This window comes from Agrobacterium salinitolerans (assembly GCF_027498475.1).
GTDB lineage: Bacteria > Pseudomonadota > Alphaproteobacteria > Rhizobiales > Rhizobiaceae > Agrobacterium > Agrobacterium salinitolerans.
Genome location: NZ_JAPZLN010000001.1, coordinates 1,002,831 through 1,018,898 on the forward strand (window position 1 = coordinate 1,002,831; position 16,068 = coordinate 1,018,898).

The window sequence follows — 16,068 nt, forward strand, 5'->3', positions numbered from 1 at the left end:
GTACCGGCAGAAGACCGGAAGGGGAAAAATTTGCGCAGCACGACGGCGACCGTGTCGGATGTCATCCATGCCCATTACGACGCACTGACCCGTTCGGAAAAACGGCTGGCAGAGAGCCTGCTCGGCAACTACCCCGTTTCCGGCCTCGGCAGCATCACCACCATTGCGGAAAATGCCGGTGTTTCCACACCGACGGTGGCGCGCATGGTGCAGAAGCTCGGATATAAGGGCTATCCCGAATTTCAGGCGCATCTGCATCAGGAGCTGGAGGCGACGATCTCCGGCCCCGTCGCCAAACATGACCGCTGGGCAACCAATGCGCCGGGCCTGCACATTCTCAACCGTTTCGCCGATGCCATCACCGGCAATCTGCGCGACACGCTGAGCGATCTCGACACCGCCGTCTTCGACAATGCCGCAGCGCTGCTCTCCGACCGCAAGCGCAGCATCTATTTCGTCGGCGGGCGCATTACCGGTGCGATCGCCGAATATTTCTTCACCCACATGCAGGTGATCCGGCCGAAAACGACGCTGATGTCGTCCAATTCCAGCGCCTGGCCGCAATATATGTTGAACATGAGCGCCGGCGACGTGCTGGTTATTTTCGACATCCGCCGCTACGAGCACGACATGACGACGCTGGCCGAAGTGGCCAAGGCGAACGGTGTGCAGATCATTCTCTTCACCGATCAATGGACATCGCCGGTGGCGCGCCACGCGTTGCACATTTTCCGCGTCAGGATCGAAGCGCCCTCAGCATGGGATTCCTCGGTCGTCACGCTGTTTGTGGTCGAAGCGCTGATCGAAGCGGTCCAGAACCGCGCCTGGGATGAAACCAGGGAACGCATGAATGCACTGGAAGGCCTGTTCGAACAGACCCGGTTGTTCCGCAGGCCGGACAAAACATGAAACTACATAGCCGGCAACTTGCTTGACGCGGATGCCGCACGCTGATTGGATACCTGTCATCGCTGCCAGCACGATAAAACAGGATAAAAACCACGCTGGGGAACACATTTGGCCACCACGGATAATGAAAGGATACTCCCGCAATTGCAGGAAAAAAAGCCTGACGATGGCGGAAAAGGGGCGTAAAGTGACGGAATCCGGATAAATAGATTGCAATCCAGCCGTCACATTAGCTTCATCGAGAATCCGTATCAGCGTCCGCAATATGAGAACACGAAGAGGAGAAAAAAGTGATCTCTCACTGCCGCCGACTGCTTGCTACGACCACTGCGCTGGTCATCGCGTCCACCGCCATCGCCGCCGCTGAGCCGAGCGCCGAATTGATCGCCGCCGCCAAGAAGGAAGGCATGCTGACAACGATCGCGCTGCCGCACGACTGGTGCGGTTACGGCGACGTGATTGCCGCCTTCAAGGCGAAATATCCGGAAATCACCGTCAACGAACTGAACCCCGACGCCGGCTCCGCCGATGAAGTGGAAGCGGTGAAGGCCAACAAGGACAATAAGGGCCCGCAGGCGCCTGACGTCATCGATGTCGGCCTCGCCTTCGGCCCGCAGATGAAGGCCGAAGGCCTGCTGCAGCCCTACAAGGTCTCCACCTGGGACGAAATTCCCGACAACGTCAAGGATCCTGAAGGCTATTGGTACGGCGACTATTACGGCGTGATGTCCTTCTTCGTGAACAAGGACCTCGTCAATAACGCTCCGAAGGACTGGGCCGACCTGCAGAAGCCGGAATATTCCGGGCAGGTAGCGCTCGCGGGCGATCCGCGCGCTTCCAACCAGGCCATCCTCGGCGTTCTGGCCGCCGGTCTTTCCACCGGCGCAAAGTCTGGCAAGGAAGCCGGTGAAGCCGGCCTGAAGTATTTCGCCGACCTCAACAAGGCAGGCAACTTCCTTCCGGTCATCGGCAAGGCTGGCACGCTGGCGCAGGGCGCGACCCCGATCATCGTCGCTTGGGATTATAACGCCCTTTCCTGGAAGAAGACGCTGAATGACAACCCGCCAACGGAAGTTGTCGTTCCTGAGAAGGGTGTTCTGGCCGGCGTCTACGTTCAGGGCATTTCCGCTTACGCGCCGCATCCGAACGCTGCAAAGCTGTGGATGGAGCATCTCTATTCCGACGACGGTCAGCTCGGCTGGCTGAAGGGTTATTGCCACCCGATCCGCTTCAACGCCATGGTCAAGGCCGGCAAGGTTCCGCAGGAACTGATCGACAGCCTGCCGCCGGCAGCAGCCTATGAAAAGGCCATCTTCCCGACACTCGAGGAAGTCGACGCCAACAAGGCTGCCGTGACCGGCGGCTGGGACAGCGTTGTCGGCGCGAACGTGAAGTAAACTGTTGAAAATGCACCCCGGCCGACCAAAAGCCGGGGTGCTTCTTTTATGATGTAGACTTTTATATACAGACCGTTTGAAAACGGCGTTTGGGGACAAGCATGCCATCAACCAACACCGGCGGACCATCCGACGCGGGCAGAAAGCTGCCGCTGCACTGGATTGGCGTTCTTCCTTTTGCCGTTTTTGTTCTGCTGTTTTTGATCCTCCCGACGATGAAGATCGTCATTGGCGCATTCCAGCATGCAGATGGCAGCTTCACGCTGGACAATATCGGTGGGCTTTTCACCTCCTCCATTCTGGCGGCCTACTGGATTTCGATCAAGATCAGCCTCGCTTCGGCGGCACTGGGTTGCCTGATCGGTTTTGCCGTCGCCGCCGCCGTGGTGCTGGGCGGCCTGCCGCAAGGCATTCGCGGACCGCTTCTGACCTTTTCCGGCGTTGCCTCGCAATTCGCCGGCGTGCCGCTCGCCTTCGCCTTCATCGCCACGCTCGGGCCGGTCGGTCTCCTTACCGTTTTCCTCAAGACGCAGATCGGCATCGATCTGAGGCTCCTCGGTTTCAACATCCTGTCCTTCTGGGGCCTCACCGTCACCTATCTGTTTTTCCAGATACCGCTGATGATCCTCATCATCACACCTGCGTTGGACGGACTGAAACGCGAATGGCGCGAGGCTGCGGAAATCCTCGGCGCAACAGGCCTGCAATATTGGCGCATGGTGGCTTTCCCCATCCTTTTGCCGTCACTGCTTGGGACCATGTCGCTGCTTTTCGCCAACGCCTTCGGCGCCGTCGCAACCGCTATTGCGCTGACCGGCTCCTCGCTCAATATCGTGCCGATCCTGCTTTTCGCACAGATCCGCGGCGACGTTCTTGGCAATCCGCATCTTGGTTACGCGCTCGCCTTTGGCATGATCGTCGTGACCGGCATCGCCAATGCACTTTATATCTGGCTGCGCGCCCGCAGTGAAAGGTGGCTGAAATGAAGCGTTTCTTCGCCTGGGGCGCGCTAGTCTTCGGCCTGCTCTATTTCGCCCTGCCGCTGATCGGCATGACCAACTTCTCGCTAAAAATGCGGCGCGCCGAATATTCCTTCGACGCCTATGCAAAAGTGCTGGGCGATCCGCGCTTTCAGGAGACTTTCAGCTATTCGGTGGTGATGGCGCTGTTCACCATCGTCTTCGGGGTTCTGCTGGTGGTGCCCACCGCCTATTGGGTGCGTCTGAAACTGCCAGGCCTGCGGCCCTATATCGAATTCATCACGCTTCTGCCGCTGGTCATCCCGGCAATCGTCATCGTCTTTGGTTACATCCGGCTTTACAACACCTCCAGCTGGCTGCCGCTGACGGGAACAAGTTTCGGCACCAACCTGCTTTTGATGTTCGGTTATGCGACGCTTGCCCTGCCCTATATGTACCGCGCCGTCGATACCGGTCTCAGGACCATCGATGTGGCGACGCTGACCGAAGCGGCGCAGAGCCTCGGCGCGGGATGGACCACCATCCTGTCGCGCATCATTCTGCCCAATGTACTGGTCGCCGTGCTGTCGGGCGCCTTCCTGACCTTCGCCATCGTCATCGGTGAATTCACCATGGCGGCCCTTTTGAACCGCCCGGCCTTCGGCCCCTACATGCAGCTGCTCGGCGCCAACCGCGCCTATGAACCGGCCGCACTTGCCGTGATTTCCTTCGGCATCACCTGGGGTTGCCTGGGCCTGATCCAACTCGTTTCACGCTATCAGAAGGGCGCGCCTCCCAAGGCCTGAGGACACTATTTCATGAGCTTTTTGACACTTAGCAACATCAAGAAATCCTTCGGCTCCGTACAGGTCGTGCATGATTTCAACATGGCCATCGAAAAGGGCGAGTTCGTCTCCTTCCTCGGGCCATCGGGCTGCGGCAAGACAACCGTTTTGCGCATGATCGCCGGTTTCGAAACGCCGAGTGGCGGATCGATCGTCATCAACGGCAAGGACCAGACGGCGTTGCGCCCCAATCAGCGTAATATCGGCATGGTGTTCCAGGCCTATGCGCTGTTCCCGAACATGAATGTCTTCGAAAACGTCGCCTTCGGGCTCAAAGTCGCTGGCAAACCGAAAGCCGAGATCGATGCGCGCGTGAAGGAAATGCTCCAGCTCATCCATCTGGAGCATCTGGCGGACCGTTATCCCTATCAGATGTCGGGCGGCCAGCAGCAGCGCGTGGCGCTCGCACGCGCGCTCGCCCCGAAGCCGGAAGTGCTTCTGCTGGACGAACCGCTCTCCGCGCTCGACGCCAAGATTCGCGTGTCGCTGCGCGAGGAAATCCGCCAGATCCACCAGAAACTCGGCATCACCACCATTTTCGTCACCCACGATCAGGAAGAGGCCCTGTCGATTTCCGACCGCATCGTCGTCATGAATGGCGGCCGCGCCGACCAGATCGGCTCCCCCTTCGATATCTACAACAAGCCCGCGACCCGCTTCGTCGCCTCTTTCGTCGGCACGTTGAACCTCATCGACGCCACCGTCGTGGATGCCTCTGCCAACGTCATCCGCGTCGGTGATCAGCAGATCACCCTGCCCCAGCCGGTGGAAGCGACCAATGGCGAAAAGATCACGCTGGCATTGCGCCCCGAAGCCGGGGCGCTCGGCGCGAACGCCAAGGGTGATGTCGCGATATCAGGCAACGTCACCTCCAGCCAGTTCCTCGGCTCCGTCATCCGTACCCGTCTCGATCTCGGGGGCTCAACCCTGTCTTTCGACATGTTCAACGATCCCAGCACGGCGCCCCCGGCGATTGGCGAGCAAGTAACGCTGAAATTTGCGGCCAATGATCTGATGGTGATCAAAGATTAAATCGCTTTCCTCCGCCAGGGGAAAACGTTAAGCAGGCCCCATATCGATCGGAAATGAAGATGTGAGGCTGCTATGCGTGCGCTGTTCTATGAACGTTTTGGCGAAACCCCTGTTGTTGCCTCGCTTCCCGATCCCGAGCCGACAGAAAACGGCGTTGTCATCGCCGTGAAGGCGACCGGCCTCTGCCGCAGCGACTGGCACGGCTGGATGGGGCATGACCCGGATATCCACCTGCCGCATGTTCCCGGCCACGAATTCGCAGGTGTGATCGCCGCCGTCGGCAGACACGTCACCCGCTTCAAGACCGGCGACCGCGTCACCGTGCCCTTCGTCTCCGGCTGCGGCCATTGCCATGAGTGCCGCTCCGGCAACCAGCAGGTCTGCGAAGCGCAGTTCCAGCCGGGCTTCACCCATTGGGGTTCCTTCGCCGAATATGTCGCCATCGACTTTGCCGATCAGAACCTCGTCCACCTCCCGGAATCGATGAGTTACGCCACTGCCGCGGGCCTTGGCTGTCGTTTCGCCACCTCGTTCCGCGCCGTGACCGATCAGGGACGCTTGAAGGGTGGTGAGTGGCTGGCGGTGCACGGCTGCGGCGGTGTCGGCCTTTCCGCCATCATGATCGGTGCTGGCCTCGGCGCACAGGTTGTCGCCATCGATATTGCCGAAGACAAACTCGAACTTGCCCGGCAGCTGGGCGCGACCGCCACCATCAACAGCCGCGCGGTTGCCGATGTTGCCGAGGCGGTTCGCGAGGTGACGGGCGGCGGTGCACATGTCTCTGTCGATGCGCTTGGCCACCCGCAGACCTGCTGCAACTCCATCAGCAACCTGCGTCGGCGCGGCCGTCACGTGCAGGTGGGGCTGATGCTGGCCGATCACGCCATGCCCGCGATCCCCATGGCCCGGGTGATTGCGCATGAGCTGGAGATCTATGGCAGCCACGGCATGCAGGCGTGGCGTTATGAGGACATGCTGGCGATGATCGAAAACGGCAGGCTCGCGCCGGAAAAACTGATCGGCCGCCACATCACGCTTTCCGAGGCCGCAACCGCCCTGCCCGCCATGGACAATTTCAGGGAAAGCGGCATCAGCATCATCGACCGGTTCGAATAGCGCAGGCTCCTGAGACCGCCTGAGGTTTAGGGGTTTTGCACCGCTCAGGCGCTCCTGCGTCCGAATGTCCGGACCGCAGTGGTTCCTCGGGTAGACGCATGGGCCGGCGATACTGCCGGGATACGCGCTGCGTGATCCGTCTGGCTATCGCTCCATTGGCGGTTTACCAGCTGTTTCTTGCGGACCTCCAGCGGGTCGGGGGTCTCCTCCTCCTCCCGCGTACTTCCCGCAACTGCGGAGATCGTCGCCAGTCGCGAAATCCATCGCACTAGCTGCATGCTCTTGTGGACAAGCACAAAGATACCAACAATTGCGACCGCTATGATAATCACGAGGTTCCAAGGCGTTTCGCCGCCCCTCGCCGCCCGCTCCATGCGGTCTTTTGTCGTCGGATCAAAACCAAGCGTCGCCTTCAGCCTGGCTATATCCGCATCGCTAAGCCTGCTGTACCGCTCGCCACGATACAGCACATAACCGCTCCTATCCCCGCTGTTGAGATAACCGATGTCGAATGCTTCCCCATCGCGAAGAAAAGGCTCGTTATCCGGCAGATCATAAACGAGATCGATTGTCTCGCCGCCTCCGAATCCGGGGACGGCAAAAAACCGGGACTTCCGCGCCTCAGTTTCGCTTACGAATATCGCGGAAAATAGAAACCCGACCGAAAAAAGCACAATATGCTTCATTCATTCTCTCCAATAACAACGAGAATGACAACAATTGGCATTACTGAATTAATTTGAAGTTTATACTTACTATAACATCTTAAATTTAAGATATATATTGTTTATATCTAATATTGATCGATTATTTCACCAAGAATAAATTGCACTAATTTATAATAAACTGAACTTCTAACGATGCGGCATGACGTATCTCCGCCGACGCCGCAAACCATTGGCGCGAACAGCGCCCCACGTTAAGCCGCAATCACACGCAATTGCTTTGAGCATAACGCCGCGATGATGCGACACAGCGCAACGTCGGCGAACATGACGGATTAGATACAAGGAACGCGACATGCTGTTTCTCGATAGCGTAACCATGAAAGAGACCCCGGACGGAAGAGACGACTATCCCTTCTCCGTTCCAGCGCTGCGCCATCTGGAACGCCTCGAATTCAAGACGCCGATCACCTTTTTTGCCGGCAACAACGGCTCTGGCAAATCGACGCTGCTGGAAGGGCTGGCAGCGGGAATGACGGCCTATGCCATCGGCAATCACGGCCAGGTTGCCGGCGACCTCTACCTTCAGCATGCCGAGACCGTGGCGAAGTCCTTCTATTTCGCCCGCAAGAAATATCCGAAAATCCGCATGTTCATGCGCGCGGAAGACGTGCTTGGTTATATCCGCCGGCAGAACGAGGACGCACTGGACGATTTTCGCTGGGAGCGGGAAAAGGCTCTCAAGAAGGGCGAAGACTTTCCTGAAGAAACCCCGGATACGTTTCGCAGGATCGTCAGGAACAATGTCATCGACCGGCGTTCGCATGGCGAAGGATTTCTCGATATCATGCAACAGCGGCTGCATGGCGCCGGCCTCTATTTTCTCGACGAACCGGAAAGCCCGCTTTCGCCGCAAAAGCAGCTAGAGCTGGCGGCGATCATCCGCAACGCGGCCGATAGCGGCGGACAATTAATCATCGCCACCCATTCACCCGTGCTATTGGCCATTCCAGAGGCCACGATTTACTATTTCGACGCAGACGGCATCACCGAGCGCCTTTATGACGAGCTGGAAAACATCAGTTTCCTGCGCCGCTTTCTTGATCGACCCGCGAAATACCTGAGCGATTGAGCGTCGATTAGGCTTGAAATCGCGCCCCGCTTGCCGCATGCCCATAAGTAATACGTAATTTAGAAAAGAAGCAGCCTCATGTCTCCCACCACCACACCGGCGGCAGCCCGGCCCCTCAACGGTCAGGATTACAAAACTCTTGGCCTTTCGGCCCTCGGCGGCGCGCTGGAATTTTACGACTTCATCATTTTCGTATTTTTCGCCACCGTCATCGGCCACCTGTTCTTCCCGCCGGAAATGCCGGACTGGCTGGTGATGATCCAGACTTTCGGCATCTTTGCCGCCGGTTATCTGGTCCGTCCGCTGGGCGGCATCGTGCTGGCGCATTATGGCGACCGTTACGGCCGCAAGCGCGTCTTTGCCTTCTCCATCCTGCTGATGGCGCTCTCGACGCTGGGCATGGCGCTGATGCCGACCTATGCAACCATCGGCGTGGCGGCTCCCATCCTGCTCATCATCCTGCGCATGCTGCAGGGTGCTGCCATCGGTGGCGAAGTGCCGGGCGCATGGACCTTCGTTGCCGAACACGTGCCCTTCCGCCGCGTCGGGCTCGCCTGCGGTTTTCTGACATCCGGCCTCTCCTTCGGCATCATGCTGGGATCGCTGATCGCCTTTGCCATCAACTCGCTCTTCACACCGGAAGACGTGGCCGGTTACGCCTGGCGCATACCATTTCTGCTCGGCGGCATTTTCGGCCTGATCGCAGTTTATCTGCGTCGCTGGCTGGAAGAAACGCCGATCTTCATGGAAATGAAAAAGTCGAAATCGCTGACGGACAAGCTGCCGCTCGGGCTGGTACTGAAGCACCATATGCGCGGCGTCATCATCTCCGCCCTGCTGACCTGGGTTCTGTCAGCGGCCATCGTCGTCACCACGCTGATGACCGCCACCTTCCTGCAGAAGCTTTACGGTTACACCCCGACGCAGGCGCTGGCCGGCACCAGCTTCGGCACGCTGTTCCTGATCTTCGGCGTCATCATCGCAGGCGCGCTGATCGACCGGCTCGGCTCCGGCCTCTTCTTCATGGGCGCCAGTATTTTCTTCGGCATCGCCACCTTCACCTTCTACAGCTATGCCGGCACATCGCTTCAAACCATGTTCGTGCTGTATGGCGTCATGGGCCTGTCGGTCGGCATGGCGGGTGCGGTGCCCTATGTCATGGTCCGCGCCTTCCCGGCCTCGGTCCGCTTCTCCGGCCTCTCCTTCGCCTATAACGTCTCCTATGCCGTCTTCGGCGGGCTGACGCCGATTGGCGTGACGACCGCGCTTGCGATCAACCCGATGGCCCATGCCTGGTATCTGGTCTTCATCGCCGTCCTCGCCTTCGCGATCGGGCTCTATCTTTACCTGCGCGGCAGCGAGGTCGAGAGCCATGTCGGTATAGAGGAACTGGCGGCGTTACGGTCTTAAACACCGACTGAATGCAAAAAGCGCGGGCAAGACCCGCGCTTTTTTATTGAATGGCAGCACACCGGAACATCAGGCCGCGCTGTCGATTTCCTCCGCGCCGTTCGTCGGCACGTAGTTGAGGACAGGACCGAGCCAGCGCTCCACCTCTTCCACCGGCATATCCTTGCGGCGCGCATAATCGAGAACCTGATCGCGCTCCACCTTGGCAACGCCGAAATAATAGCTCTCGGGATGGCCGATATATATACCCGAGACGGAGGAGCCGGGCCACATGGCGTAGCTTTCCGTCAGTTCCACACCCGCCGCATTGGTGGCGTCGAGCAGGGCAAACAGTGTCTTCTTTTCGGTATGGTCAGGCTGGGCCGGATAGCCGGGCGCCGGGCGAATACCGGCATAGGCCTCGCCAATCAGCTCATCGCCGTTGAAGTTTTCCTGCGGGGCATAACCCCAGAATTCCTTGCGCACCCGCTCATGCATACGCTCGGCAAAGGCTTCCGCAAAACGGTCGGCCAGCGCCTTGACGAGGATGGACGAATAATCGTCATTCGCCCGCTCGAAACGCTCGGCAATCGCCACTTCCTCGATACCCGCCGTCACCACGAAACCGCCGACATAATCGGCAACGCCGCTATCGACAGGCGCGACGAAATCGGACAGCGCCACATTGGGGCGGCCATCGCGCTTGGAAAGCTGCTGGCGCAGCGTGAAGAAGGTCGCCAACTCTTCGCCGCGGCTTTCATCCGTGAACAGGCGGATATCGTCGCCCACGGCGTTGGCCGGCCAGAAGCCGATCACCGCCCGCGGCCGGAACCAGTTCTCCTCAATGATCTTCTTCAGCATCGCCTGCGCATCGCTGTAAAGCTGCCGCGCCGCCTCGCCCTGTTTTTCGTCATTGAGAATGGCCGGGAAGCGGCCCTTCAGCTCCCAGGTCTGGAAGAACGGCGTCCAGTCGATGTAACGGGAAAGCTCTTCAAGGTCGTAAGTCTCGAACACCCTGGTGCCGAAAAATTGCGGCTTGACGGCGCTATAGGCCGACCAGTCAATCTTGTGCGCGTTCTCGCGGGCGCGGGAAAGCGGCAGACGCTGCTTTTCGCGCTCATTGCGGGCGTGCGCTTCCGCCACCTTGGCATATTCGCTGCGAATACCGTCGATATAAGCCGGCTTCTGCTCTGCGGAAAGAAGCGCCGACACGACGCCCACCGCACGCGAGGCGTCGGTGACATAGATCGCCTGCCCCTGCTCGTAGCGCGGATGGATTTTTACCGCGGTATGCACGCGGCTGGTTGTTGCGCCGCCGATCAGGAGCGGGATGTCGAAACCCTGCCGCTCCATTTCGGCCGCCACATGCACCATCTCGTCTAGCGACGGGGTTATGAGGCCGGAAAGGCCGATCACATCCACCTTTTCGGCAATCGCCGTCTCGAGGATTTTCGTCGTCGGCACCATGACGCCGAGATCGATGATCTCGTAATTGTTGCAGGCCAGCACGACGCCGACAATGTTTTTGCCGATATCGTGCACGTCACCCTTCACGGTCGCCATCAGCACCTTGCCGGCGGCACTGCGCTCGGCACCGCCATTCAGGCGCTTTTCCTCTTCCATGTAAGGCAGCAGCACGGCCACCGCCTGCTTCATCACGCGCGCGGATTTCACCACCTGCGGCAGGAACATCTTGCCGGACCCGAACAGGTCACCGACCACATTCATGCCGGCCATCAGCGGCCCCTCGATGACATGCAGCGGACGCTCCGCCTTCTGGCGCGCCTCTTCCGTATCGGCCTCGATATAGTCGGTGATGCCGTTGACCAGCGCATGTTCCAGCCGCTTCTCGACGGGGAGTTCACGCCAGGAGAGATCCTGCACCTTGGCTTGTTTTTCACCAGTACCTCGAAAACGCTCGGCCACTTCAAGCAGCCGCTCGGTCGCGTCGTCGCGGCGGTTCAGCACCACGTCTTCGCAGGCCTCGCGCAGTTCCGCGTCGATGTTGTCGTAAACCGCAAGCTGGCCGGCATTGACGATGCCCATATCCATGCCGACCTGGATGGCGTGGTAGAGGAACACGGCATGCATCGCCTCACGCACCGGTTCATTGCCACGGAAGGAGAAGGAGAGGTTGGAAACACCGCCGGAAATATGCGTGAGCGGCATGGTTTCGCGGATAGTCTTGGTGGCCTCGATGAAGTCCACGCCGTAATTATTGTGCTCTTCGATACCGGTCGCAACCGCAAACACGTTCGGATCGAAGATGATGTCTTCCGGCGAAAGGCCCGCCTTTTCGGTCAGGAGCTTGTAGGCGCGCGCGCAGATTTCCACCTTGCGCTGATAGGTATCCGCCTGCCCGACCTCATCGAAAGCCATGACCACGACCGCCGCACCGTAATTGTGGACAAGCCGCGCCTGCTGGAGAAACTTCTCCTCGCCTTCCTTCAGCGAAATCGAATTGACGATCGACTTGCCCTGAACGCATTTCAGGCCGGCCTCGATGATCTCGAACTTCGAACTATCGATCATCACAGGCACGCGGGCGATATCCGGCTCGGCGGCGATGAGGTTCAGGAACTCCACCATCGCCTTTTGCGAGTCAATCAGGCCCTCATCCATGTTGATGTCGATGATTTGCGCACCGTTTTCCACCTGATCGCGGGCAACAGCGAGCGCCGCCGTGTAATCGCCGGCGGTGATGAGCTTGCGAAAGCGGGCAGAGCCGGTGACGTTGGTGCGCTCGCCCACGTTGACGAAGGGAATGTCCTTGGTCAGCACGAAGGGCTCGAGACCCGAAAGCGACATGAAAGGCTTGTGCTCGGGAATGGGGCGCGGCTTGTAATCCTTGACGGCTTCGGCAATCGCCCGGATATGCTCGGGCGTCGAACCGCAGCAACCGCCGACGATGTTGACGAGGCCGTCGCGGGCAAAACCCTGCACTTGGCGCGCCATCATCTCAGGCGTTTCGTCATATTGGCCGAATTCATTCGGCAGGCCTGCATTGGGATAGGCGCAGACGAAGGTATCGGCCACGTCAGACAATTCCTGCAGATGCGGACGCATGGCATCCGCACCCAGCGCGCAGTTCAGCCCGATGGTGAAGGGATTGGCATGGCGCACCGAATTCCAGAAGGCAGACGGCGTCTGGCCGGACAGCGTGCGGCCGGAAAGGTCGGTAATCGTGCCTGAGATCATCACCGGCAGGCGGATGCCCTTGGCCTCGAAACGCTCCTCGCAGGCGAAGATCGCTGCCTTGGCGTTCAACGTATCGAAGATCGTCTCGATGAGGATGATGTCGGCACCGCCATCGATCAGACCGTCGATCTGCTCGCCATAGGCGATACGCAGATCGTCGAAACTGACGGCGCGGTAACCGGGATTGTTGACGTCAGGCGAAATGGAGGCCGTGCGGTTGGTGGGGCCGATGGCGCCCGCCACGAAACGGCGGCGGCCATCTTCCCGCTCGGCGCGCTGGGCGGCGCGGCGGACAATCGCTGCGCCCTCGCGGTTGAGGTCGTAGACGGCATTCTCCATCTCGTAATCGGCCTGGGCGATGCGCGTTGACGAAAACGTGTTGGTTTCGAGAATATCCGCGCCCGCCATGGCGTAGCGATAGTGGATGTCTTCGATGGCATCCGGCTGGGTCAGGATCAGAAGGTCGTTATTGCCCTTCTGGTGACAGGCACAGCCGATAAAACGATCGCCACGAAAATGATCCTCGTCAAAACCCAGCCCCTGGATCTGCGTGCCCATGGCACCATCGAGAATGAGGATGCGTTCGCTGGCGGCATCGCGCAACGCCTTGAAAATTTCCGCGCCGTCACGCTTTGCCCCTTCAGGGCCGAACAGATCGTCAAACACGGGCACACTCCTCATTTCGATTTGCAAGATCGCAAGTCGTCAAGTCACATAAAGATATGTTTATGTCAATATATCTTCAAGGGACAGGCATGGCTTTGCGCAGTAGCAGCACGTTACGAAATATCGCTGACAGATGACAGGTTTATACGGCAAGGATATAAGCCGAAGCAGCAAACCGCATGGAGGACGAGAATGCCCGAGGACGATCACAACAGCCGCAACTGGAACACACTGCCCTGGCATCGCCAATGGCTGGCAAAACAGGCTGAGGGACTTTTCGATTTCTTCCAGTATCGTGCCCTCAATCCTGCCGGCGGCTTCTTCGATCTCGACGCGAAGGGTGCGCCGCTGCAGCCAAACGACCCCGTGCGCGGCATTCACGCATCCGCCCGCATGGTGCATTGTTTCTCCATCGGCCATCTGCTCGGGCGTCCAGGCTGCGGCGATATCGTCGATCACGGCATGACCTATCTCTGGAACAGGCATCGCGACGGCGAACATGGCGGTTATTTCTGGCAGGTGAACGATGCCGGCCCAGTGGACGCCACCAAGCAGGGTTATGGCCATGCCTTTGTGCTTCTGGCCGCCTCTTCCGCGAAAACCGTCGGCCACCCTCTCGCAGACAAGATGCTGGCCGACATTACCGAGGTGCTCGAAACCCGGTTCTGGGAGGAAAAACACGGCGCCATCGCCGAGGAATTCCATCGCGACTGGTCGCCCATCGAGAATTACCGCGGCCAGAACTCCAACATGCACCTGACCGAAGCGCTGATGGCCGCCTATGAGGTGACCGGCGACAATAGCTACCTCAGCAAGGCGGAGCGCATCGCCGATCTCGTTATCCGCCGCCGCGCCGGCGAGCTGGATTTCCGCGTGCCGGAGCATTTCGATGAGAACTGGACGCTCGATAAGGAATATCGCGGCAACGAAATGTTCCGCCCCTCCGGCTCCACCCCCGGCCACTGGCTGGAATGGGCGCGTCTCATCCTGCAATTATGGGTGCTGGGAGAACGCCGCCATGACTGGATGCCGGTGGCCGCAAAATCGCTGTTCGTGCAATCCATGGCGCTCGGCTGGGATCGGGAAAAGGGTGGCTTTTTTTATACGCTCGACTGGAACGACAATCCCGACAAGCGGGCAAAGCTCTGGTGGCCCATGTCCGAGGCGGCGGGCGCTGCCCACTTCCTCAACGAGAACCTGCCGGCGGACGACTTCTATGAAGACAGCTACCGCCGCATCTGGAGCACGATCGCCAACAACTTCATCGACCATGAGAATGGCGGCTGGCATGAGGAACTGACGGAAGATCTGGTTCCCGCCCACACGCTGTTCCCCGGCAAGGGCGATATCTACCACGCGCTGCAGGCCTGCCTCATCCCGCTTTTCCCGGCGACGGGAAGCCTGACGAAGGTGATCAGGGAAAGCGGCGGGGATTATTAAGGCGTTGCCCAACCGTCCGTCGTGCCGGCCTTAAGCCGGCATCCAGCCACGGTGCCTCTGCGCCGTAAAAGAGTCTTTCTCGATCTACAGCGGCATCTCAAAACCCGATGGTTTCCTCGAAATCATCCCAGGACTGGTACATTTCATAGCGACCGACACCGGGGATCGGCACATGCCCGTAATAGGGTGAAAGCTGAAACTCGGCGGCCGCCTCGCTCTTGCCGGCGACGGCCGCCACGTAGATGGCGGAGGCAAGCCCGGTGCGGTTCGCGCCGTGTTCGCAATGGATGAGAACGGGCTTTTCCGCATTGCGCAGCACCGCCGCCAGCGTTTCTGAATCCTCCACCGACACCTTTTCGCTTGAACTCAGCGGATAATCGACAAGCCGGATACTGTTGTTTTTCGCCGCAAGGCTTTCGGCCTCGTACCATCCCTCACGCTTTTCATCGCGCAGGTTGATGATCGTCTTGATGCCATAAGCCTTGGCATAGGCCGCGATGTCCTTGCCGCTCGGCTGGGCCGAACGGTAAAGCTCTCCAGGAATGACTTCGTGAAAATTTCCGGTGAGCTGGCCGATGCCCATATGTGCGCCCGCCAGAACCGGCAGGGCGACAAGGCCAATGGCGGTTATTTTCAGAAACTTCAGAACAATACGCAAAACATCAACCCGCGACATTCATCGAATGGAGGGGAGATGGCATCGCAAATGGACGAAAACAAGTCGGCGGCTGTTCCAGCCGGTTTCGTTGCGGAGGAGGAGAATTCGCCTATCCGCCCGGATCTGCCGTGATGCCCGGACTTTCCGCCTTCGCTCCTCGGCGAGACAATTTTCAAAATGCCGTGATAACCGCAGCCGCGTGAGCCGCTCATTCGAATTCTGCGGAAATGACGGTAACGCGCCACTCCAGCCGTTGCGGCTCTACGCTTTCATTGTTGCGCATACGGAACGCCCGGCAGGCCGAAAAAGTCTCCCCGGCCTCGATGCGCCTTTCGCTCACCTGATAGGGATCGAAGGAAACGGAGGCGCGGAAGGCCGGTTCAAACCCTTCAAGCGTATAGGTGAGCCGCTGGACCGCGACGTCATTGTCATTGCGGAAGCTGAGGCGGATCGGCAATGCCGCATCCGGGCAGACCGAATCGAATGCCGCGCTCGCGACGATATGGTCGAGCCGCTGGTTGCCGCGCCGCCAGTCATAAATCACAAAAGCGGCTGTGGCCGTCCAGATCAGCAGCAGGCAGATGACAACGGATTTGAGATGCCGCGGAAACGCAATGAGGGTGAGAAGAAGAATGGCGCTGAGAACGGCTCCGACAATCACG

13 protein-coding genes are annotated in these 16,068 nt (G+C 59.2%); 9 read left to right on the forward strand and 4 right to left on the reverse strand.

Annotated features, from left to right (window positions below; genetic code table 11):
• The first annotated feature begins 30 nt into the window (after nucleotides 1–30).
• The 6 genes from O9X91_RS04900 (at nucleotide 31) to O9X91_RS04925 (ending at nucleotide 6,258) form a co-directional block, all read left to right on the forward strand.
• On the forward strand, nucleotides 31–909 hold the full coding sequence (locus O9X91_RS04900) for a MurR/RpiR family transcriptional regulator (RefSeq protein ID WP_142911644.1): 879 nt from the start codon (nucleotides 31–33) through the stop codon (nucleotides 907–909).
• 290 nt (nucleotides 910–1,199) lie between these two features.
• Nucleotides 1,200–2,306 (forward strand): ABC transporter substrate-binding protein, encoded by a 1,107-nt coding sequence (locus O9X91_RS04905; protein ID WP_077981643.1) that lies wholly within the window; start codon nucleotides 1,200–1,202, stop codon nucleotides 2,304–2,306.
• 101 nt (nucleotides 2,307–2,407) lie between these two features.
• On the forward strand, nucleotides 2,408–3,292 hold the full coding sequence (locus O9X91_RS04910; RefSeq protein ID WP_077981642.1) for an ABC transporter permease: 885 nt from the start codon (nucleotides 2,408–2,410) through the stop codon (nucleotides 3,290–3,292).
• Nucleotides 3,289–4,071, forward strand: a complete 783-nt coding sequence (locus O9X91_RS04915; protein ID WP_077981641.1) for an ABC transporter permease — start codon at nucleotides 3,289–3,291, stop codon at nucleotides 4,069–4,071. Before O9X91_RS04910 ends, O9X91_RS04915 begins: the two co-directional genes overlap by 4 nt.
• A gap of 12 nt (nucleotides 4,072–4,083) precedes the next feature.
• Nucleotides 4,084–5,142 (forward strand): ABC transporter ATP-binding protein, encoded by a 1,059-nt coding sequence (locus O9X91_RS04920; protein ID WP_269834283.1) that lies wholly within the window; start codon nucleotides 4,084–4,086, stop codon nucleotides 5,140–5,142.
• A gap of 72 nt (nucleotides 5,143–5,214) precedes the next feature.
• Nucleotides 5,215–6,258: a zinc-dependent alcohol dehydrogenase family protein gene (locus O9X91_RS04925; RefSeq protein ID WP_142911646.1), complete on the forward strand. Its 1,044-nt coding sequence runs from the start codon at nucleotides 5,215–5,217 to the stop codon at nucleotides 6,256–6,258.
• 44 nt (nucleotides 6,259–6,302) lie between these two features.
• Here O9X91_RS04925 and O9X91_RS04930 read toward each other — a convergent pair whose 3' ends face one another.
• Complete coding sequence (locus tag O9X91_RS04930; RefSeq protein WP_269833406.1) at nucleotides 6,303–6,932, reverse strand: hypothetical protein; 630 nt, start codon at nucleotides 6,930–6,932, stop codon at nucleotides 6,303–6,305.
• A gap of 346 nt (nucleotides 6,933–7,278) precedes the next feature.
• Between O9X91_RS04930 and O9X91_RS04935 the strand changes: the two genes are divergently transcribed.
• Both O9X91_RS04935 and O9X91_RS04940 read left to right on the forward strand, forming a co-directional pair.
• A complete protein-coding gene (locus O9X91_RS04935; RefSeq protein WP_142911648.1) occupies nucleotides 7,279–8,055 on the forward strand; it encodes an AAA family ATPase in 777 nt (258 codons plus the stop codon).
• A 78-nt stretch (nucleotides 8,056–8,133) separates the two neighbouring features.
• Entirely contained in the window at nucleotides 8,134–9,465 is a 1,332-nt protein-coding gene (locus tag O9X91_RS04940; protein WP_142911649.1) for an MFS transporter, read from the forward strand.
• Between the two features lie 69 nt (nucleotides 9,466–9,534).
• Here O9X91_RS04940 and metH read toward each other — a convergent pair whose 3' ends face one another.
• Nucleotides 9,535–13,308 (reverse strand): methionine synthase, encoded by a 3,774-nt coding sequence (gene metH, locus O9X91_RS04945; RefSeq protein ID WP_142911650.1) that lies wholly within the window; start codon nucleotides 13,306–13,308, stop codon nucleotides 9,535–9,537.
• Between the two features lie 192 nt (nucleotides 13,309–13,500).
• Between metH and O9X91_RS04950 the strand changes: the two genes are divergently transcribed.
• Complete coding sequence (locus O9X91_RS04950; protein ID WP_137410726.1) at nucleotides 13,501–14,748, forward strand: AGE family epimerase/isomerase; 1,248 nt, start codon at nucleotides 13,501–13,503, stop codon at nucleotides 14,746–14,748.
• A gap of 97 nt (nucleotides 14,749–14,845) precedes the next feature.
• On the opposite strand, the gene O9X91_RS04955 is transcribed toward O9X91_RS04950, so the two are convergent.
• Both O9X91_RS04955 and O9X91_RS04960 read right to left on the reverse strand, forming a co-directional pair.
• Complete coding sequence (locus O9X91_RS04955) at nucleotides 14,846–15,406, reverse strand: dual specificity protein phosphatase family protein (RefSeq protein WP_142911651.1); 561 nt, start codon at nucleotides 15,404–15,406, stop codon at nucleotides 14,846–14,848.
• Between the two features lie 208 nt (nucleotides 15,407–15,614).
• The gene (locus O9X91_RS04960) at nucleotides 15,615–16,067 is read right to left on the reverse strand and encodes a hypothetical protein (RefSeq protein ID WP_142911652.1); all 453 of its coding nucleotides are present in this window, start codon (nucleotides 16,065–16,067) and stop codon (nucleotides 15,615–15,617) included.
• Nucleotide 16,068 lies beyond the last annotated feature (1 nt).